General features: G+C 70.9%; 19 protein-coding genes. 15 read left to right on the forward strand and 4 right to left on the reverse strand.

Going from position 1 to position 20,380, the window contains the following annotated elements; genetic code table 11:
• Window positions 1–102 precede the first annotated feature (102 nt).
• From C7C45_RS32090 to C7C45_RS32100, 3 genes are all read left to right on the forward strand, one after another.
• Window positions 103–1,212 (forward strand): M24 family metallopeptidase, encoded by a 1,110-nt coding sequence (locus C7C45_RS32090; protein ID WP_110568543.1) that lies wholly within the window; start codon window positions 103–105, stop codon window positions 1,210–1,212.
• Window positions 1,209–2,351 (forward strand): acyl-CoA dehydrogenase family protein, encoded by a 1,143-nt coding sequence (locus C7C45_RS32095; protein WP_110568545.1) that lies wholly within the window; start codon window positions 1,209–1,211, stop codon window positions 2,349–2,351. The genes C7C45_RS32090 and C7C45_RS32095 overlap by 4 nt, the downstream gene beginning before the upstream one ends.
• Window positions 2,352–2,465: 114 nt before the next feature.
• Window positions 2,466–2,972: an Lrp/AsnC family transcriptional regulator gene (locus tag C7C45_RS32100; RefSeq protein WP_110568547.1), complete on the forward strand. Its 507-nt coding sequence runs from the start codon at window positions 2,466–2,468 to the stop codon at window positions 2,970–2,972.
• Here the strand turns inward: C7C45_RS32100 and C7C45_RS32105 are convergent.
• Window positions 2,902–3,513: a histidine phosphatase family protein gene (locus C7C45_RS32105; protein ID WP_110568549.1), complete on the reverse strand. Its 612-nt coding sequence runs from the start codon at window positions 3,511–3,513 to the stop codon at window positions 2,902–2,904. The genes C7C45_RS32100 and C7C45_RS32105 overlap by 71 nt on opposite strands.
• Window positions 3,514–4,146: 633 nt before the next feature.
• The gene (locus C7C45_RS32110) at window positions 4,147–4,944 is read right to left on the reverse strand and encodes a class I SAM-dependent DNA methyltransferase (RefSeq protein WP_110568551.1); all 798 of its coding nucleotides are present in this window, start codon (window positions 4,942–4,944) and stop codon (window positions 4,147–4,149) included.
• Window positions 4,945–5,666: 722 nt separating this feature from the next.
• On the opposite strand from C7C45_RS32110, the gene C7C45_RS32115 reads away from it, so the two are divergent.
• From C7C45_RS32115 to C7C45_RS32130, 3 genes are all read left to right on the forward strand, one after another.
• On the forward strand, window positions 5,667–5,861 hold the full coding sequence (locus tag C7C45_RS32115) for a CsbD family protein (RefSeq protein WP_110568553.1): 195 nt from the start codon (window positions 5,667–5,669) through the stop codon (window positions 5,859–5,861).
• Between the two features lie 74 nt (window positions 5,862–5,935).
• The gene (locus tag C7C45_RS32120) at window positions 5,936–6,277 is read left to right on the forward strand and encodes a YnfA family protein (RefSeq protein WP_110568555.1); all 342 of its coding nucleotides are present in this window, start codon (window positions 5,936–5,938) and stop codon (window positions 6,275–6,277) included.
• A 331-nt stretch (window positions 6,278–6,608) separates the two neighbouring features.
• The gene (locus C7C45_RS32130) at window positions 6,609–7,307 is read left to right on the forward strand and encodes a polysaccharide deacetylase family protein (RefSeq protein WP_244200678.1); all 699 of its coding nucleotides are present in this window, start codon (window positions 6,609–6,611) and stop codon (window positions 7,305–7,307) included.
• A gap of 28 nt (window positions 7,308–7,335) precedes the next feature.
• Here the strand turns inward: C7C45_RS32130 and C7C45_RS32135 are convergent, their stop codons facing one another.
• On the reverse strand, window positions 7,336–8,280 hold the full coding sequence (locus tag C7C45_RS32135) for an NADP-dependent oxidoreductase (protein WP_110568557.1): 945 nt from the start codon (window positions 8,278–8,280) through the stop codon (window positions 7,336–7,338).
• A gap of 98 nt (window positions 8,281–8,378) precedes the next feature.
• Here C7C45_RS32135 and C7C45_RS32140 point away from each other — a divergent pair, with 98 nt between their 5' ends.
• Window positions 8,379–8,942 (forward strand): TetR/AcrR family transcriptional regulator, encoded by a 564-nt coding sequence (locus C7C45_RS32140; protein WP_244200679.1) that lies wholly within the window; start codon window positions 8,379–8,381, stop codon window positions 8,940–8,942.
• Window positions 8,943–8,949: 7 nt separating this feature from the next.
• Here the strand turns inward: C7C45_RS32140 and C7C45_RS32145 are convergent, their stop codons facing one another.
• On the reverse strand, window positions 8,950–10,341 hold the full coding sequence (locus C7C45_RS32145) for a KamA family radical SAM protein (protein ID WP_110568562.1): 1,392 nt from the start codon (window positions 10,339–10,341) through the stop codon (window positions 8,950–8,952).
• 141 nt (window positions 10,342–10,482) lie between these two features.
• Here C7C45_RS32145 and kdd point away from each other — a divergent pair, with 141 nt between their 5' ends.
• From kdd to C7C45_RS32185, 8 genes are all read left to right on the forward strand, one after another.
• Window positions 10,483–11,544 (forward strand): L-erythro-3,5-diaminohexanoate dehydrogenase, encoded by a 1,062-nt coding sequence (kdd, locus tag C7C45_RS32150; protein ID WP_110568564.1) that lies wholly within the window; start codon window positions 10,483–10,485, stop codon window positions 11,542–11,544.
• Between the two features lie 4 nt (window positions 11,545–11,548).
• Window positions 11,549–13,114, forward strand: a complete 1,566-nt coding sequence (locus tag C7C45_RS32155) for an amidohydrolase (protein ID WP_110568566.1) — start codon at window positions 11,549–11,551, stop codon at window positions 13,112–13,114.
• Window positions 13,115–13,148: 34 nt separating this feature from the next.
• Complete coding sequence (gene kamD, locus C7C45_RS32160; protein ID WP_110568568.1) at window positions 13,149–14,708, forward strand: lysine 5,6-aminomutase subunit alpha; 1,560 nt, start codon at window positions 13,149–13,151, stop codon at window positions 14,706–14,708.
• Window positions 14,709–14,773: 65 nt separating this feature from the next.
• Window positions 14,774–15,532, forward strand: coding sequence for a lysine 5,6-aminomutase subunit beta (kamE, locus tag C7C45_RS32165; RefSeq protein WP_280101417.1), 759 nt, complete (start codon window positions 14,774–14,776; stop codon window positions 15,530–15,532).
• Window positions 15,529–15,936, forward strand: a complete 408-nt coding sequence (gene kal, locus C7C45_RS32170; RefSeq protein ID WP_110568570.1) for a 3-aminobutyryl-CoA ammonia lyase — start codon at window positions 15,529–15,531, stop codon at window positions 15,934–15,936. The genes kamE and kal overlap by 4 nt, the downstream gene beginning before the upstream one ends.
• 100 nt (window positions 15,937–16,036) lie before the next feature.
• Window positions 16,037–17,374, forward strand: a complete 1,338-nt coding sequence (locus tag C7C45_RS32175) for a glutamate mutase L (RefSeq protein ID WP_110568572.1) — start codon at window positions 16,037–16,039, stop codon at window positions 17,372–17,374.
• A 488-nt stretch (window positions 17,375–17,862) separates the two neighbouring features.
• Entirely contained in the window at window positions 17,863–19,518 is a 1,656-nt protein-coding gene (gene lnt, locus C7C45_RS32180) for an apolipoprotein N-acyltransferase (RefSeq protein WP_244200685.1), read from the forward strand.
• Window positions 19,519–19,552: 34 nt separating this feature from the next.
• Window positions 19,553–20,362, forward strand: a complete 810-nt coding sequence (locus tag C7C45_RS32185; RefSeq protein WP_110568576.1) for a polyprenol monophosphomannose synthase — start codon at window positions 19,553–19,555, stop codon at window positions 20,360–20,362.
• Window positions 20,363–20,380 lie beyond the last annotated feature (18 nt).

Consider the following 20,380-nt stretch of genomic DNA (forward strand, 5'->3'; position numbering starts at 1 on the left):
AATCTTAAAGAGTGTTAACTGTCCGCGTCAATCAACATCTATGGATTTCTTGGCTGTCGGCGCGGTATGGGGGTTTAACCGAACGACCGTTAAGCTGCGGGTGTGGGAATCGACGAGCTGTACCCGCCGGATCGGCTGATCGCCGCGCAGCGCGCCACCGCCGCCGCGGGCCTGGACGCCCTGCTGCTCACACCCGGCTCGGACCTGCGTTACCTCACCGGGTACGACGCCCACGCGGGGGAGCGGCTGACCTGCCTGGTGCTGCCCGCCGTGGGTGAGCCGACCCTCATCGTGCCCAAACTGGAGCGTCCGGCGGCGGAGGCGGCGCCGACGACCGGAGTACGCATCGTCGACCACGTCGACGGCACCGACCCGTACCCCCTGGTGGTCGCCGCCCTCGACGGCCCGGTCACGGCGGTCGGACTGTCCAACCGGATGTGGGCCGAGCAGGTCCTCGCGCTGCGCGCGGCCCTTCCCGGCGCAGCGCTTCGGCTCGCCGCGGAGGTGCTACGCGAGCTGCGCATCCGCAAGTCCCCGGCGGAGGTCGCGGCGCTCGCCGAGGCCGGCGCGGCGATCGACCAGGTGCACCTGCGGATGGGCGAGTGGCTGCGCCCCGGTCGTACCGAGGCCGAGGTCGCCACCGACATCGCCGCGGCGATCCGCGCTGCCGGGCACGTCACCGTCGACTTCGTCATCGTGGCGGCCGGGCCCAACGGGGCCAGCCCGCACCACGGCACCTCGGACCGGCCGATCGGCGTCGGCGAGCCGGTCGTGGTCGACATCGGCGGCACGATGGCATCGGGCTACCGCTCGGACTGCACCCGCACCTACGTGGCGGGTGGGCCGGCGCCGGCCGACTTCCTGGAGTACTACGCGGTGCTGCACGACGCGCAGCGCGCCGCCGTCGCCGCGGTCCGGCCCGGGGTCACCGGCGCGGCGGCCGACGCCGCCGCCCGGGAACCGATCGCCGCCGCCGGCTACGGTCCCGCGTTCCTGCACCGCACCGGCCACGGCATCGGTCTCGACGGTCACGAGGAGCCGTACCTGGTGGCCGGCAACGACCGCCCGCTCGAGGCCGGGATGGCGTTCTCCATCGAGCCGGGCATCTACCTGGCGGGCCGGCACGGCGCCCGCATCGAGGACATCGTCGTCTGCACCACGGACGGCGTGCAACGGCTCAACACGACCCCCACGGAGCTCATCGCACTATGACTGTCGACCGGATCCTGCCCACCGACGAGGCCCACGACCTGCTGGGTCTCGCCACCGAGCTCGCCGACCGCGAGCTCGCGCCGAAGGCCGCCGCCTTCGAGGAGCGCGCCGAATTCCCCCGCGGAGTGCTCCGTACCCTCGGCCGGGCCGGCCTGCTCGGCCTGCCCTACCCCGAGGAGCACGGCGGCGCGGCCCAGCCGTACGAGGTGTACCTGCAGGTGCTGGAGATCCTGGCCAGCCGCTGGCTCGCGGTGGCCGAGGCGGTCAGCGTGCACACCCTGTCCTGCTACCCGGTGTTCGCGTTCGGCAACGACGAGCAGCGCAAGCTGCTGCCGGACATGCTCGGCGGCGAGCTGCTGGGCGCGTACTGCCTCTCCGAGCCGCAGGGCGGCTCGGACGCGGCGGCGCTGAGCACGCGGGCGGTCCGTGCCGACGACGCGTACCTGGTCTCCGGCACCAAGGCGTGGATCACCCATGCGGGGACGGCCGACTTCTACAACGTCTTCTGCCGCACCGGAGGACCCGGCCCGAAGGGCATCTCCTGCCTGCTCGCCGACGCGGGCACGGCCGGCATCACCCCGCAGACGGCCGAGCGGACGATGGGACTGCGCGCCTCCCCGGTGGCGCAGATCGTCTTCGACGAGGCGCGGGTGCCCGCCGACCGGTTGATCGGCGGCGAGGGGGTCGGCTTCACCATCGCGATGTCCGCACTGGACTCCGGCCGCCTCGGCATCGCGGCCTGCGCGGTCGGGCTGGCCCAGGCGGCCCTGGACTACGCGGTCTCCTACGCCCGGGAGCGGCAGCAGTTCGGCCGGTCGATCATCGACTTCCAGGGGCTCGGCTTCATCCTCGCCGACGCGGCCACCCAGATCTCGGCCGCCCGTGCGCTGACCCTCGCCGCGGCCCGGCTGCGTGACGCCGGCCGGCCGTACGCGATCGAGGCGGCCAAGGCGAAGCTCTTCGCCACCGACATGGCGATGCGGGTGACCACCGACGCGGTGCAGGTGCTCGGAGGTGCTGGCTACGTGGCCGACCACCCGGTGGAGCGGTACATGCGCGAGGCCAAGGTGCTGCAGATCGTGGAGGGCACCAACCAGATCCAGCGGATGGTGATTTCCCGGGCGCTGGCGAAGGGCTGACCAGGCCAGCGAGGTGTGGCGGCGCGGCTGCGGTGGTCCACCGCGCCGCGCCGCCGACCCGGCCCGGCGGGTACCTCGTCGCCGTCGGGCCGTTTTCCCGGTAGGTTGCACGCCGTGGAGGAGATCGACCGCGCTATCGTCGCCGCGCTGACCGCCGACGGCCGACTGTCGTACACCGACCTGGCCGAGAAGGTGGGGCTGTCGGTGTCCGCGGTGCACCAGCGGGTGCGCCGGCTGGAGCAGCGCGGGGTGATCAAGGGGTACGCCGCCCGGGTCTCGTTCGAGGCGCTGGACCTCCCGTTGACCGCGTTCGTGGCGATCCGCCCGTTCGACCCGTCGCAGCCGGACGACGCGCCGGAGCGGCTGGCTCACCTGCCCGAGATCGACTCGTGCTACTCGGTCGCGGGGGAGGACTTCTACCTGCTGCTGGTGCGGGTGGCGAGCCCGACCGACCTGGAGCGGGTGCTGCAGGAGATCCGTACGTCGGCGAACGTCACGACCCGGACCACGGTGGTGCTGTCCACCCCGTACGAGAACCGGCCGCCGAAGATCAGTGCTGCGGCACCGAGTCGGTCGCGGTCCCGGGCGCCGGAGGAGCCGGCTGGTTCCACCGCAGGATGACCTGCCGGCCGTGCTCGTGACCGAGCGCGCTGACCGTGGCGGTTTCCAGGCGCAGTCGCCCGCCGGCGGACGGGGGCAGGCCGATCCAGCGGGCCCCGAGAACCCGCAGGCTGTGCGCGTGGCCGACCAGAGCGACGGTGCCCCTCTCGAGCAGTGGGGTGACGCGCTCCAGCACCCGGTCGAGTCGTGCGCCCACCTGCGCGGGTGACTCTCCGCCGGGGCAGCCGTCGGTCCAGATGTTCCAGTGTGGCTGGTCCTCGTGGATGTCGACGGTCGTGCGGCCCTCGTACTCGCCGTAGTTCCATTCGCTGAGGTCCTCGTCGACGGCGTCGACGGTGAGCCCGGCCAGCTGCGCGGTGCGCAGCGCCCGGGAGCGAGGGCTGGCCAGCACGGTCACGAACCGCCGGCCGGCCAGGAACGCGGCGAGGGTGCGGGCCTGTCGCTCGCCGTCGGGGGTCAGCTCCAGGTCGGTGTACGAGGTGTGCCGCAGGCTGGCGCTCCAGGTGGTCTCGCCGTGCCGGATCAGCAGGAGCTCTCCCATGCGGCCAGTTAACCACTGAGGTCAGCTCGGCATGGATCGCCCGTAGCTTTCAGCCCATTATCTGCTGGAGCCGCGCCGTCCTCGACGTCTTCGTCACTGGTTGTGACAGTGCCAGCAGCCCGTGACGGACACCTCGTGCTGGTGTGTCTGTGACTGACGTTGCTGGTGGGGTTTCGAGTCCAACGGTTGCGTGATCCGGGTAGCCCTCGGCGATCACGTCGGCGACGTTGGTCCGGAAGCGAGCCACCCAGCCTCCGACCGGGAGGGCGAGAACGGCGTACGGCGCCCAAGTCAATGCGGTCAGCCACCCATACCGGCGGAAGGACACGTCGCGCGCCGCTACCGCAAGAGGTGATCCGGCCATGCCGCTTTTCATGACGCTCGTGCCAAACCTTGAGCGGACCGCTCTCTCGCTGCCCAGATCAATAGAACGGCCATTTCACCATTTGGGGGGCTCCGCGGGTGTCGTCGCACCGCAGAACCCCCCAAATGACTGTCAGGCGTCGTCTTCGTCGAGCCAATCCGGGGGAATCCATCGAATCTCCATGCTAATCACCTCCCTCCGTCGCGAGCGCTCGTTGGACACGGTGCACAGCCGCCACGTGCGGACATTCCCGATTTCCGGAAATGCCTTTACTGTTTCCACGCGACCGCGATGCACCAGGCATGCAGCTCATCATCGAATCTGTCCTGCAGGCGCCCCTGGCGGATTCCGTACAACTGCACGCCGGCATATCCGGCCTGGCTCGCACATCGTCGAATGGCGTCGGAATCGAACAGAGTGTGCCGGTGGACGTTCGTAACGAGTTTCCATAGGTCACCATGGGGCGAGAATCTGCGTTCCCTGACGTTGATGTGCGTGGCGTCGTCCTCCGCCTCGCCCTTGATGACGCGGATGACCCCGGCCACCTCCTCCACGTGCGGGACCTTGGTCATGCGGGTGAAGGAGCGGCGGCTAAGCACGTCGAAGATCAGCAGGCCGGGAGAATCCAGCACGGCCGCCACGTTCCTGAGCACGTGGACGAGTTCCGCCTCGTCTTTGAGGTAGTTGAAGGGTTCGCCGACGGTGAGCGCCACGTCGAACTTTCCCAGGGCTGGTAGCTCGATGAAGTCGCCATGGACATACCTCACGGCGGCAGACCTTTGCGGGCGCTCAGACCCGACAGCGATCCGCAACATCTCGCGCGAGGCGTCCAGGCCTACGACGTCGAACCCGCGGTCGGCGAGCAGCCGCGTGAACGTCCCGGTCCCGCAACCCAGGTCGAGAACGCGGCGTGCGGTGGGTGCGTGCTCGTCCAGCAGGGTGCGATAAATCTCTAGTCTCTGCTCGTACGTTGCCGCTGACCTCTCTCGGTCGTACTGCTCGGCCACGCTGTCGTAAATCGCCACCGGCGAACGGTTCAGCATCGAATTCCCGGTTAGCGGGTCCATCTTCTCTACTCCCGGATGACTGGCGACGATCCGTTACCGCCATTCATGACGGATTTCCAAGTGTCGGTGAGTGTATGGGGTCCGATTGACGAAGCGTTCGTGATTTCGCCTACGAGACGCGTAAATAGAAGCTTACTGATTGTGATTAATGGTATTTCCTTACCGAAGGCGACGTCAATGGAAGTCCCTGTGAGGAACGCCCCACTGAATTCCGCTTCATAGCTGAACTTCTATGAAGCTCCACATCCGCCCCTACCCGTGTGTCCACTGAGGTGATCCCAACAGGGTCCGGGCCCAGGTCGGGATGCACGGGCATCGCGTCCATAACGGATGTTCGGCGACAGGGCGTGGGGCCCTCGGTAGACAGGTTCTTGCGACGGAATCTGATCTACCAGGAAGAGCCCCACGCGCAGGTGCGACAGCTCGCCGAACCGCTCCACGAGGTACTGCTCAAGCAAGTCCTAGCGGATCGGGTGTTGCATCATCGCCGCGCCCAGCTGCGGATAGGTGTCGCCGGTGCAGCCGCCAAGTGCCCGTGATCGCGCGGCAGCCGCTCCGCCCCCATCCGGCCCCATCCCAATACTGGTTCGCAACACCGTCGCCGGCCCCCCTCAACCTATCTTCCTAGGATGCCCTACGCGGTGTGCCGACCGGCACCACCGGTTTCGGCACCCGGAGAGCGGGCAAGCGAGCCGGGACACCCGCCAGACCGAGGAGGCGCGATGAGCTTCACCGAGAAGGCAAGGAACAAGGTTGAGCAGATGGCCGGCGCCGCGAGAGAGCGCGTCGGCGACATGACCGACAACGAACGGATGCGTGGCGAGGGCGCCAGCCAGCAGAGTGACGCGCGCGCCAAGCAGGCCGGTCAGAACGTCAAGGACGCCGGGCGCAACGTGAAGGACTCCTTCACCAAGTGACCTGAGCGGTCCACGGGTCCCCGGGCGCACCGTTGCCCGGGGACCCGTGGTGGTGCTGCGGTTACTGTCACCCGGTGACCGTGCTCCGCTCCCTGGTGTTGTTCGCGCTGGCCGCGTTGGCTGAGATCGGTGGCGCGTGGCTGGTCTGGCAGGGCTGGCGGGAGCACCGTGGGCTGTGGTGGATCGCCGCCGGTGTGGTCGCGTTGGGCTGCTACGGCTTCGTCGCCACGTCCCAGCCGGACGCGAACTTCGGCCGGATCCTGGCCGCGTACGGCGGGGTGTTCGTGGTCGGCTCGTTGGGCTGGGCGATGGTGGTGGACGGCTTCCGCCCGGACCGGTGGGACCTGGCCGGTGCGGCGCTCTGCCTGCTTGGCGTCGCGGTCATCATGTACGCGCCACGTGGCGGCTCCGCGTAGCCCTGTCCCTGCTCCGCGATCTTGCACTTGCTGTCCCGATTACAAGATCGACGCGTCGGGTGGATGTGGGCAGCGCCGGCGGGCGGACGGGGCAGTGAGGTGTTTTCGCGTCTGCGATGATCGGCGCGTGATCCGACCTTGGCTTCGCCCGTTGTGGTGTGGCGTACTGGTGGCCGTTGTCGGCAGTGCCGGGTGTGCGGCAACCCGGGTGCCACCGGACAAGCCGGTCTTCGTTGGTTCGTCTGCCTCTCCGGCCGTACCGTCAGCCAGCGCTACCGCATCGCCGGCGGTTCCGACGCCTTCCGGCACACCACAGGTGACGGTTTCCACGGTGCCGGGGGCGACGCGGGTGGGGACCCGGGCACCGGTGGTGGATCACGGGCCGCGCACCGGCGACAAGGTGGCGTTGACCTTCGACGCGGACATGACCGACGGGATGCTGGCCAGCCTGCGGGCCGGGCGGGTGAAGTCGTACGCGAACCTGCGCATCCTCGACCTGTTGGAACGGGAGCGGGTGCCGGCGACGTTCTTCCTGACCGGCAAGTGGGTGCAGCGGTATCCGGACGTGACCCGGCGGATCGCCGGCAATCCGCGCTTCGAGTTGGCCAACCACACGTATGGGCATGCGGCGTTCACCGCTGACTGCTACGACCTGCCCCGGCTGGCGGTCGACGAGTTGGCCGGCGATGTGGCGAAGACGTTCACGGTGATGGAGCCGTACGGGGGTCGGCAGACCCGGTACTTCCGGTTTCCGGGGCTGTGTCACGACCCAGCGGCGCTGGACGCGTTGGCGCCGCTGGGTGTGACGGTGGTCGACGGGGATGTGGTCAGCGGTGATCCGTTCGCGACGGCGTGGAAGCCGTTGGTGCGGGCGGTGTTGGACAAGGTCCGCCCCGGGTCGGTGGTGATCATGCATGTGACCGAGGCGAATGCCGCGATGACCGATGAGGCGTTGCCGCACATCCTGGCCGGGTTGCGGGAGCGGGACCTGGTGCCGGCGCCGCTGTCCGAGGTGTTGGCCGCCGGCTGACCGGCACGTGTGTGCGGGCCGAGGTTGGTCAGTTTTCTTGCGCGTCCTCGACGGTCATGACGATCTTGCCGCGGCGGGATCCGTGTTCGACCGCGTCGTGTGCGTCGGTCGCCTTCTGAATGGGGAAGGCTGCCTCGATCGGCACCGTGAACCGGCCCTCGGTGAACAGTTCGGCGGCGGCGCTCAGGCCGTGTCGGCCGTCGGGCTCACCGGCCAGTTGGCCCATGGACAGGCGGACGCCGTGCGTGGGGGCGGTGAAGTCGGCCAGGGTCAGCACTGCCGCCGGGTCGGCGGTGAGCTGGAGCAGTTCGGTGAGGGAGCCCGCGCCGGCGACGTCGAGCGCGCGGTCCACCCGGGGTACGTCCAGGGCGTTGAGCCGGTTCGCGAGGCCGGGCCCGTAGGTGACGGGGGTGGCCCCGAGTTGGCGGAGGAAGTCGTGGTTTTCGGGGCGGGCGGTGCCGATGACCCGGAGGCCGCGGGCTGCGGCGAGTTGGATGGCGACGCTGCCGACGCCGCCGGCGGCCCCGTCGACGAGGAGGGTCATGCCGGGTTGCGGGTCCAGGAGGTCGAGGGCGCGGGTGGCTGTCTCGGTGCTGGAGCCCGCTGCGCCGGCTTGGGCCCATGGCATGGTCGGGGGCTTGTGTGCCCAGAGTTGCAGTACCGCGAACTGTGCGCTTGCTCCGCCGAGTTTTGTCAGGTCGACGATGCCGAAGACGTGGTCGCCGATGGTCACGCCGTCGACGTCGTCGCCGATCTCGTCGACGGTTCCGGCGGCGTCGACGCCGGGGATGTGCGGCAGTGGCAGCTTCGCGCTCATCGGGGTGCGGCCGGCGCGGAGTCCGACGTCGACCGGGGAGACGCCGGCGGCGTGGACCCGGATCCGGATCTGGCCGGCCCCTGGTCGTGGCGCGTCGGCGGTGGTGAGGTGAAGTACTTCGGGACCGCCGAACCGGTCGAACTGCACTGCGAACATCAGCGGCTCCTCTGCCTCGATAACGTGGTCGTAGCCGTACCGTAGGCCGGAACCGGAGCAGCTGTTCCGCTGTGAGGGTCAAGTGAGAAGGGGGAGGGTTGACATTGCCTCAGAAGCAGCGCGCCGATGCCCGATCCAACCGTGAGCGGGTGCTGGCGGCGGCGCGGGAGACTTTCGCCGCGGCAGGGCTTGAGGCGCCCATGCGTGAGGTTGCCCGGCGGGCGGGGATCGGGGTGGCGACCCTCTACCGGCATTTCCCGACCCGCGCCGACCTGGTGACGACGGTCCTCGCCGAGCGGGTTGAGGCCTGTGGTGTGCAGATGCGTCGTGCTCTCGATGATCCCGACCCATGGCGGGCGTTGTCCGGCACGGTCCTTGAGTTCGCGGATCGGCAGGTCCGGGATCAGGCGTTGAACGAGGCGTTGTTGGGTTCCGGCGAGGTGAGTGCCGCCTTCGGTGCCGAACGGCGGGAGCACGCGCAGGCGTTGAACGTGCTGGTCGCCCGCGCGCGGGCCGCGGGTGTGCTCCGTGCTGGTGTCGACGTGGACGATGTTCGGGCCGGTCTCCTGGCCATCGCGTCGCTGCGGCGGTTGCCGGCGAGGACGAGCGCCCAGGTGATCGGCAGGCTCGCCGACCTCGTCCTCGCCGGAATCCGCGTCTGAATGGTGGTCAGTCGTCGCGGTGGTCGTTCCACCACTGTTGGCCGTCGGCGGGCAGGGTGTCGATCGGGTCGTAGTAGGCGTAGCGCTTGTTGAGTGCCTCCAGGTCGGCGGACTCGATGGAGGTGCGGTAGTTCTTGGTCCAGTAGGAGATGCCGCGTTCGCGGTCGTAGTCGGTGAGCATGTGGACCCAGCGCTTGCCGACGAACGGGACGTCGCAGACGATGCGGGGCGTGGCGTAGCCGGGGAGGTAGCCCATGATGTCGTGTTGGAGCTGCTGGGCGTGCCAGACCGGGACCCGCCAGTGTTCGGCGTTGGGGATCATGTCGCACATGTAGAAGTAGTAGGGCAGGATCCCGGCTTCGCCCTGGAGGGCGAAGCAGAGGTCGAGCAGTTCCGGGGTGGTGGCGTTGACGCCGCGCATGAGGACGCCCTGGTTGCGGACGTCGCGGACGCCGACGTCGAGGGCGGTCTGGGCGGCCTTGGCGACCAGTGGGGTGAGTGACTGGGCGTGGTTGACGTGGGTGTGGATGGCGAGGTTGACGCCGCGGCGGGCGGCGGTGCGGGCGACCCGTTCGAGGCCTTCGACGACGTCGGGTTGCAGCCAGTGCTGGGGCAGGCCCATGAGGGCCTTGGTGGCGAGGCGGATGTCGCGGACCGTCTCCAGTTCCAGCAGCCGCATCAGGTACGACTCGAGGTTGCGCCAGGGGACGTTGGCCACGTCGCCGCCGGAGACGACGACGTCGCGGACGCCGGGGTGGGCTTTGAGGTAGCTGATGTGGGCGTCGTAGCGGTCGACGGGCTTGAGGGTGAGTTTGAGTTTGTCGACGGCGGGGGTGGAGTTGCCGACGAGGTCCATGCGGGTGCAGTGCCCGCAGTACTGGGGGCAGGTGGAGAGCAGCTCGGCGAGGACCTTGGTGGGGTAGCGGTGGGTGAGGCCTTCGGCGACCCACATGTCGTGTTCGTGGAGGCTGTCGCGGCTGGCGTAGGGGTGTGACGGCCAGTCGGTGCGTCGGTCGGAGGCGACCGGGATCATGTAGCGGCGGATGGGGTCGGCGAGCAGTGCCTCGGTGGTGAGGGGCGCGAACGGCACCATCGTGTTGATCATTTGGGGTGGCACCAGCATGGACATGGTGGCCATGGCTTTCTGGTCGGCCTCGAGGTCGGCGTAGAAGGTCTCGTCGATCAGGTCGCCGAAGACGGTGCGGAGCTGCTTGATGTTCTTGACGCAGTTGACGCGTTGCCACTGGGCGGATTCCCACTGGTCGCGGGTGACGTGCCGCCAGCCGGGGAAGCGGGTCCAGTCGGGTTCGACCAGGGGGCGGCGGTGGTATTCGTATGGCTGCCCGGCGGTCGGTACGGCGGCCGGGACGTGACGGGGGTGCGGGATGGTCTGGGTCACGGCCCCTCCTCGGTGTTGCGGCTGATCATCGAAGCCCGAAGGCTACTGGAAAATATTCGGCGAAGAAATTAGTCTGCCGTAAGTTTTCCCGTTACGCGAGCCTTGACCGGGGCTTCGAGCGGCTGGACAGGGGAGGTTGGCGTGACGTCACCGGTGGGACTGCACCGCGTCGTGCAACCGACGGGGGTGCTGCCGCAGGCGGCTTGGCGCCTGGACACGTCGGCGGCGATCGCGCCCAACGAGGTGCGGATCCGGGTGCAGCGGCTCAACCTGGACGCGGCGAGCTTCCGGCAGTTGTCGGAGAAGCACGGCGGGGACGGCGACGCGGTCCGCGCCGAGGTGCTGGAGATCATCGCGACGCGGGGGAAGATGCAGAACCCGGTGACCGGTTCCGGCGGGATGCTGATCGGCACCGTCGAGGAGGCCGGCCGGCGTTCCCCGCTCGGGCTCAAGCCGGGGGAGCGGGTCGCCACCCTGGTGTCGTTGACGCTGACGCCCTTGGTGATCACCGACGGGCTGGCCCGTTGGGACGGGCGCAGCGAGCAGGTGCCGTGTGACGGTTGGGCGATCCTGTTCGCCCGTTCCATCGCCGCGGTGCTGCCCGACGACGAGGACCCGCAGTTGTCCCTGGCCGTGTTGGACGTGTGCGGGGCGCCGGCGTTGACCGCGCGGGTGGTGTCGCGCTGTGTCGAGGATCGTCGTCGTGTCGGTGACCCGACGCCGGTGCGGGTCGCGGTGATCGGCGGGGCGGGCAAGAGCGGGTCGCTGTCGCTCGCTGCGGCGCGGCGGGCAGGCGCCGCGCGTACCGTCGGGGTGGTGCCGGTGGCGGCGGAGCGCGACGCGCTGACGGCTGCCGGCCTGGCGTCGGCGGTGGCGTTGGCCGACGCGCGGGACCCGGTGGGGTTGTCCACGGCGGTGACCACCGCACTGGGTGCCCCGGCGGACGTCACGGTCGTCTGTGTCGACGTGCCGGGGTGTGAGCACGGGGCGGTGTTGGCCACCGCCGACGGCGGCACAGTGATCTTCTTCTCGATGGCGACGAGCTTCTCCGCTGCCGCGTTGGGCGCGGAGGGACTGGCCGCGGACGTGACGATGCTGGTGGGCAACGGGTACGTGCCGGGGCACGCGGAGTTGGCGCTGGGGCTGCTGCGCGGCGAGCCGGGGGTGCGTCAACTGTTCGCGGCGCGGGTCGCGGCAGACTGAGGTCATGACGAATCCCTCGACGTTGTACCGCGGCGGCGTGCTGCACTGCCCCGCCGACCCGAGTGCGACCGCGCTGCTGGTGTCCGGTGGGCGGATTGCCTGGTTGGGGACCGATGGTGACGCGCCGCCGGCCGACCGGGTGGTGGACCTGGGTGGGGCGTTGGTGACGCCGGCGTTCGTCGACGCGCACGTGCACGCCACCGACACCGGGTTGGCGTTGTCCGGGTTGGAGTTGTCCGGCGTGCGCTCGGCGGGGCAGTTGCTCGACGCGGTGGCGGGTTTCGCGGCGGGTCTGCCGGGTGACGCGGTGGTGCTGGGGCACGGCTGGGACGAGTCGACCTGGTCGGATTCGACGGTGCCGGACGCGGCGGCGTTGGACCGGGCGGCCGGTGGTCGTCGGGTGTACCTGTCGCAGGCGTCGATCCACTCGGCGTTGGTGTCGTCGGCGCTGCTGGCGGCGTGTCCGCAGGTGGTGCAGGCGGCCGGTTACGACGCGTCCGGGTGGTTGCGTCGCGACGCGCATCATGTGGTGCGGGCGGCGGCGCAGGGGTCGGTGAGTCGGGCGCAGCGGGTCGCCGCGCAGCGGGTGGCCCTTGCCCACGCGGCGTCGCTGGGCATCGCGGCGGTGCACGAGTGCGGTGGCCCGGACATCTCCGACGAGGAGGACTTCACCGGTCTGCTGGGCATCTCCGGTGCGGGGTTGCCGGAGGTGTACGGGTACTGGGGTGAGCTGGGTGGTGCGGCGCGGGCCCGGGAGTTGGGTGCGGTGGGCGCCGGTGGTGACCTGTTCGCCGACGGGGCGTTGGGTTCACGGACCGCGCACGTGTCGCAGGCGTACGGCGATGGTGACGGCTGCGGGCACGGGTACCTGACGGCGGAGCAGGTGCGTGATCACCTGGTGGACTGTGCGGCACACGGCCTGCAGGGCGGGTTCCACGCGATCGGGGACGCGGCCATCGGCACGGTCCTTGACGGGTTCGCGGCGGCGGCGGCGACGCTGGGTGTGGAGCGGTTGCGGGCCGCCCGGCACCGCATCGAGCACGCCGAGATCATGAACAAGCGGTTGATCGCCGGGTTCGTGGAGTACGGGATCGTGGCGAGCATGCAGCCGGCGTTCGACCGGTTGTGGGGTGGCGCGGGCCGGATGTACGAGTCGCGGCTGGGGTTGGACCGGTCGTTGGAGTCCAACCCGATGGGCGCGATGCACGGTGTGGGTGTGGCGTTGGCGTTCGGGTCGGATTCGCCGGTGACGCCGCTGGACCCGTGGGGGTCAGTGCGGGCGGCGGCGGCGCACCACAACCCGGCGCAGCGGATGAGTGTGCGGGCGGCGTTCGCGGCGCACACCCGTGGTGGGTGGCGGGCGGTGCACCTGGACGTCGAGGGGGTCCTCGCGTTGGGTGCGCCGGCGACGTTCGCGGTGTGGTCGACGCCGGCCGGGGTGGAGCGGGGTCTGCCGGTGCTGCTGGCCGAGGACTCGGAGTTGCGGGGTCCGGACGACCCGACGCCGTTGCCGACGTGCCGGAGCCTGGTGCTGCGCGGTGAGGTCATCTACGAGGAAGGGTCGTCGTGAGCGAGCGGTTGATCGATGTGGCGGGGGCGACGGCGTGACCGGCAAGCTTGATCTTGATCCGGTGCTGGTGGCGCGGGCGCGGGAGTTGGCGCGTCGGGCCGGGCAGCCGGTGGTGGACCTGGCGCGTAGCCACACCACGGTGTCGGTGGAGCGGGCGGTGCTGCGGCTGGCCGGGGTGACCGGCGCCGACCCGGATGGCATCCCGTGGGTCAACCGTCTCGTCGACGCGGTCGCCGCGGACGTGGGGCTGGGTCACGGGGTGGCGGTGCCGGTGTTCGACGCCCTGGTCCGTGAGGGGATCACGGATGTGACGTTGCTGGCGCAGAAGGCCGCCGCCGGGTCGGTGCGTTTCGCCCAGCCCACCGGTCGGGCCGCCACGGCGGCCCGGTCGGCGGCGCGCAGGGCGGTCGGTGCGGGTATCCGACGCATCGACCGGCGGCGCGCCGAGCGGGACCGTCTCGTGAAGCGCCACGGTGATCCGGCGCAGCGGCCGTGGATCTACCTGATCGTGGCGACCGGGGACATCTACGAGGACATCCCGCAGGCGCAGGCCGCGGCGCGGGCGGGTGCGGACGTGATCGCGGTGATCCGTTCCACCGGGCAGTCGTTGCTGGACTACGTGCCGGAGGGTGCGACCCGGGAGGGGTTCGCCGGCACGTACGCCACGCAGGAGAACTTCCGGCTGATGCGCGCCGCTCTCGACGAGTCGTCGAAGGAGGTCGGCCGGTACGTGCGGTTGACCAACTACGCGTCCGGGTTGTGCATGCCGGAGATGGCGACCCTGGCGGGCCTGGAACGGCTCGACATGATGTTGAACGACTCGATGTACGGGATCCTGTTCCGTGACATCAACCCGGTGCGGACGTTCGTCGACCAGCGGTTCTCCCGGCAGGTGCACGCCCGGGCCGGGATCATCATCAACACCGGTGAGGACAACTACCTGACCACCGCCGACGCGGTCGACGAGGCGCACACGGTGACGGTGTCGCAGCTGCTCAACGAGTTCTTCGCGCACGAGGCGGGGTTGGCGGACTGGCAGTTGGGGTTGGGGCACGCGTTCGAGATCAACCCGGAGGTGCCGGAGTCGTTCCGGTTGGAGTTGGCGCACGCGTTGCTGGCCCGGGAGTTGTTCCCCGACGCGCCGCTGAAGTGGATGCCGCCGACGAAGCACATGACTGGCGACGTGTTCCGCGGCAACCTGCTCGACGGGTTCTTCAACCTGGCGGGCGCGCTGACCGGTCAGGGCATCCTGCTGGTGGGGATGATGACCGAGGCGGTGGTGACGCCATGGTTGTCCGACCGGGACATCGCCCTGCAGAACGTGCGGTACGTGCTGGGCGCCGCCGGTGGGTTGCACGAGGACTTCGTGCCGGCGCCCGACGGGTTCATCCGCCGCCGCGCCAACCAGGTCCTCGGTGAGGCGTTGGACCTGCTGGACCGCATCGGGGAGCAGACGTTGCTCACGGCGATCGCCGAGGGCACGTTCGGGATCATGAAGCGGCCCGCGGACCGGGGTAAGGGCCTGGCCGGGGTCGCCGCGCACGAGGCGGACTACTGCAACCCGGCCACCGACATCCTGGAGGCGGCGGCGTGAGCGAGCGCAGTGAGCGAACCGGCCAGCACAGCAGCGCTGCGCTCACGCAGCCGCGCAGCGGCGGTGTGAGCGGGGCGCAGAAGCAGATCGTGCGGCCGTACGGGGACACCACCGGCGACGGGATGGTGCAGGTGTCGTTCACCCTGCCGGTGACCCACGACAAGCGGGCCGAGGGTGCGGCGGTGCAGTTGGCCAACCGGATGGGTATCGACCCGGCGATGGTGGTGCACGCCAAGGGAATGGGTGACGGGTTCACCTTCTTCGTCGTCTACGGGCGGGTCAACCACCTGGTCGACCTCAACGCGGTGCAGGTGGTGGAGCGGGACTTCGCGTTGCTGTCGGCGAAGGACGTCAACGCGGTGATCAAGCAGCGGTTGCGGCGCAAACTGTCCGTGGTCGGGGCGTGCATCGGCACCGACGCGCACACCGTGGGCATCGACGCGATCCTCAACGTCAAGGGCATCGCGGGGGAGAAGGGCCTGGAGTACTACCGGGAGTTGAAGGTCACCAACATGGGTGCGCAGGTCAGCGTGCCGGAGCTGGTGGAGACCGCCCGGGCGGAGAAGGCCGACGCGGTGCTCGTGTCGCAGGTGGTCACGCAACGCGACGCGCACCTGCACAACACCCGGGAGATGTCCGCCGCGTTCCGGGAGGCGTTGCCGGCGGGGCGGCGGCCGCTGCTGATCGTCGGGGGTCCCCGTTTCGACGAGACGATGACCGACGAGTTGGGCGTGGACCGCATCTTCGGTCGCGGCACCACGCCCGGCGAGGTGGCCAGCTACCTCGTGCACGCCCTGATCACGCAGCGGAAGGCGACGCCATGACCGACTCCAGGCTCGGGTTGACGGTGACCCACCGGCGGTATGTGCCGTACTCGCACGCCCACTACGCCGGGAACCTCGTCGACGGGGCGTACGCCCTCGGACTGTTCGGCGACGTCGCCACCGAGGTGTGCATTCGCACCGATTCCGACGAGGGCTTGTTCGCCGGGTACTCCGACGTGCGGTTCCACGCGCCCATCCGCGCCGGTGACGTGGTGCAGGTGACCGCGCAGGTGTCGCGGGTCGGCACTCGCAGCCGCACCCTGGAACTGAGCTGCGCGGTGGTGTGCCGGGGCCGTCCGGACCGCTCCGAGTCCGCCGCGGAGGTCCTCGACCCGCCGATCGTGGCGGTCACCGCGACGGGGACCGTGGTCGTTCCCGCCGCCACCGTGAGTCGCGAGGAGTGAGCCGGGTTTGCGAGCCCCGCAGTCGCGAACAGGGCAACCCGAGTGAGTCGCGAGGAGTGAGCCGGGTTTGCGAGCCCCGCAGTCGCGAACAGGAGGGCTCGTGAGCCTGGCGGTCTGCGCGGACGTCGGGTCCACGTACACCAAGGTCGCGGTGGTGGACCTCGCCGCCGGTGTGTTGGTGGGCGCGGCGTCGGCGCCCACCACGGTGGGCACCGACGTGTTGCACGGCCTGGACGCCGCGGTCGCGGCGGCCACCGTCGGGCTCGGTGTGCGTGACGTGCCGTGGTACGTGTGCTCGTCGGCCGGTGGTGGGCTGCGGCTGGCCGTGATCGGCTACGAGCCGCTGGTCACCGCGCAGGCGGGCCGACGCGTCGGGTTGTCCGCCGGGGCGCACGTGGTGCACGTGGCGGCGGGTCGGCTGGGCGCGGCGGACCTGACGGCGCTGCGGGCGGCCCGACCGGACGTGGTGCTGCTGGTCGGCGGCACCGACGGCGGTGACGCCGAGACGGTCACCCACAACGCGACCCGCCTGGCCCGTGCCCGCTGGCGGGTGCCGGTGGTGTTCGCCGGCAACAGTGACGTCCGCGCGGAGTTGACCGGGCTGCTGGAGGCCGCCGGGGTGCCGGTGACGGGCGCGGAGAACGTCCTGCCCCGCATCGGGGTGCTCGCCCCCGCGTCGGCGCGGGCGGCGATCCGGGCGGTGTTCCTGCGTCACGTCATCGGCGGTAAACGGCTGTCGAAGGGCACCCGGTTCGCGCGGCTGGTGCGGGCCGCCACCCCGGACGTGGTGCTCACCGGTGTGGAGGTGCTCGCCGACACCATCGGCGGTGACCTCGCCGTGGTCGACGTGGGTGGTGCCACCACCGACGTGTACTCGGTGCTCACCCCCGACGAACGGGCCACCGGGCCGGCTCGGGAGGTCACCGGCAGCCTGTGGCGGGCCCGCACCGTGGAAGGTGACCTGGGCATGCGGTGGAGCGCTCCCGGGGTCGTCCGCGCCGCCGCCGAGGAACGACTGCTCAGCTCCGCTGACGCCGACGACCTGACCGCCGCCGCGGCACGCCGGGCCGCCGACCCGGCGTTCCTGGCCGTCGACGACGTCGAACGGGCCGTGGACGCCCGCATCGCCACCCTCGCGGCGACGGTGGCGTTGCGGCGCCACGCCCGGGGCGCCGCCACGGGTGAGCGGGCCGGGCGGGACCTGCGCGACGTGCGGCTGCTGGTGGGTTCCGGTGGGGTGCTGCGGCACGCGCCGACGGACGCGTCCCGGCAGGTGTTGACGGCCGTCCTCGCCGACCACGCCGGCGGGTGGGCGTTGCCGCGCGCCGCCGCCGCGGTGGTCGACGCCGACTATGTGCTGGCCGCCGGGGGGTTGCTCGCCGAGGAGCACCGGGCGGCGGCGGGGGCGTTGCTGCGCCACCATCTGCGCACGCATTGAGACTCGCCGACCCGACACGCCGTGTCGCAAGACACGACAGGCCGGGGGTGGGTTGACAAGCGACGGGGGTCGGCACGTACCGTCTTTGAGTCCTACCACGGGAAGCGGCTGTTGTTCGCTTCGTCCTCTCGTCCGCTGGCCGAGCGACATTTTTCAGCGTCACAGTCGCGGCGGCCAGGTCCAGCGGGCGGGGGTCGGCGGGGCGGCGCGAACCGGCCGCGGTTACCGGTGTACGGGCAGGGTGAGGTGCACGGCCAGTAGACAACGGCCCGGCGGGGGCAGCCAGTCCACGCCTGGTCGGTCCGAAGGTCGTCGTGCCCCATTCTCGCCACACCGGCCGGGAAGGGCCTGGGAGCATCGGGGCGCGGCGTCAGCCGCGCCCCGATTTCATGTCCGCTGGGCGGTGTGTGCCCGCCGGCCCGATGCGGTCGGTACGCCCCCCAGCCAGGTAGCCTTCGCCCCGTGATCGAGGTAGAGCGGTGACGACCCTGGACCGGGACGAGGCCCTGACCCCGGCAACGCTGCCGCCGCCGGTCGGCACCGGCCGGCCGCTGCCGCTGCGCTTCGCCGCGCCCCTGGCCGTGGCCGCCGGGTTGGCCCTGCTGGTGGCGTTCCCCCCGTACGGGGTGTGGCCGCTCGCGCCGGTCGGGGTGGCGATGCTGGCCGCCGCCGCACACCGGCGGCGGTTGCGCGCCGGCGCCGGCCTGGGTTTCCTCACCGGGGTGGCGCTCTTCGGCCCGCTGCTGGCCTGGACGAACCTGCACACCGGTTACCTGCCGTGGGTGCTGCTGTCGCTGTTGCAGGCCGGATACCTGGCGCTGCTGGGCGCGGCCACCGCCTGGGTGTCGCCGCTGGCCGACCGGGTCCGCTGGGCGTGGCCGGTGCTGACCGGGTTGCTGTGGGTGGGGCAGGAGGCGCTGCGCGACCGCACCCCGTTCGGTGGGTTCCCGTGGGGGCGGTTGGCGTTCAGCCAGGACACCTCCCCGCTGCTGCGCCTGGCCGCGCTGGGTGGTGCGCCGCTGGTGACCTTCGCGGTGGCGCTCGCCGGCGGGTTGCTGGTCACCGCCGTGTGGCGGGGCTGGGCCGCCGCCCGGCGCACCCCGCAGGACGCCGTGTCGCAGGCCAGCGGGCCACCCGGTGACACGCCTGCGCGGCGGTGGGCGCCGGTGGCCGTACCGGCCCTTGTGGCGGTCGCGTTGACCGCCGGGAGCCTGCTGGTGCCGGTCGCCACCGCAGGGTCGGGCGCCACGGTGACCGTGGCGATCGTGCAGGGCAACGTGCCCCGGCTGGGTCTGGACTTCAACGCCCAACGGCAGGCGGTGCTGAACAACCACGTCGACGCCACCATCGAGTTGGCCGGGCGGGTCGCCGCCGGTCAGGAACGCCAACCCGACCTGGTGGTGTGGCCGGAGAACTCCAGCGACATCGACCCGCTGCGCAACCCGGCCGCCGGGGCACGGATCTCCCAGGCCGCCGACACCGTGCACGCGCCGATCCTCGTCGGCGCGGTGCTGCTCGGCCCCGGCCCCGGGCAGGTCCGCAACGCGGGCATCCTGTGGCGGCCCGGCGCCGGCGCCGACATGAGTCAGCTGTACACGAAGCGCCACCCTGTGCCGTTCGCCGAGTACGTGCCGCTACGCGACGTCGCCCGGATGGTCAGCAAGCAGGTCGACCTGATCCGCAGCGACTTCGTGCCCGGAAGCACCCCGGGCGTGGTACGCGCCGGCCCGGCTGTGCTCGGTGACGTGATCTGCTTCGAGGTCGCCTACGACGATATCGTCCGCGACACCGTCATCGGTGGCGCGCAACTGCTGGTGGTGCAGACCAACAACGCCACCTTCGACGTGGCGGAGGCCCGCCAGCAGATGGCCATGGTGCGGCTGCGGGCGGTGGAGCACGGCCGGCCGGCGTTGATGGCGTCCACGGTCGGCGTGTCCGGGTTCGTCGCACCCGACGGGCGGGTAAGCGATGCCACCGGGTTCAACACCCGGGAGGTCGTGGTGCGGCAGTTGCGGCTCGACGACGGACGTACCCTCGCCACCCGCCTCGGTTGGTGGCCGGAGATGACGCTCGCCGCGCTGGCCGTGGCGGCCCTGGTCGGCGCGGCGGTGCTGCGCCGGCGGCAGCGGGTCATGCCCGAATAGCAACAGCCGGTACGCCGGCGGGAGCGGAGGAACCATGATCCAGGCGACCGATACGATCCGACGCCCGGACGAGGTGCCCGGGGTGGGTCGGGTGCTGGTGGTGATCCCCACCTACAACGAGGCCGACAACATCGCCATGATCGTGGGCCGGGTCCGGCGGGCAGCCCCGGCGGTGCAGATCCTCATCGCCGACGACAACAGCCCCGACGGCACCGGTGCGATCGCCGACGCCTTGGCCGACGGCGACGCGCACGTGCAGGTGCTGCACCGCCAGGGCAAACAGGGCCTCGGTGCCGCGTACCTGGCCGGGTTCGGGTGGGCGCGGGAACGGGGCTACCACGCGGTCGTGGAGATGGACGCCGACGGCTCGCACGCACCGGAGGACCTGCCGGCGCTGCTGGACGCCGCCCGGGACGCCGACGTGGTGATCGGGTCGCGGTGGACCAGCGGCGCGCAGGTGGTCAACTGGCCGCTGCGGCGGCTGCTGCTGTCGCGCGGCGGCAACCTGTACGCCCGTCTCGCTCTGGGCATGCCCGTCTCGGACGCCACCGGCGGTTACCGGGTGTACCGGATGGGCGCGTTGGACGCCATCGACCTGGGGTCGGTGACGTCGCAGGGCTACTCGTTCCAGGTGGAGTTGTCCCGGCTGGCGCACCGGGCCGGGGTACGCATCGTGGAGGTGCCGATCACCTTCGCCGAACGGGAACACGGGGACAGCAAGATGAGCCCGCGGATCGTGGCCGAGGCGCTGTGGCGGATCACCGCCTGGGGGGTGCAGGACCGGCGGCAGGCGGTACGCCGTGGCCTGCACGGCACGTCCACCGGTCAGGCGCGGTGGCCGTGAGCGCGGCCGTGTCATGCT

This window comes from Micromonospora arborensis, from assembly GCF_003205615.1.
GTDB lineage: Bacteria > Actinomycetota > Actinomycetes > Mycobacteriales > Micromonosporaceae > Micromonospora > Micromonospora arborensis.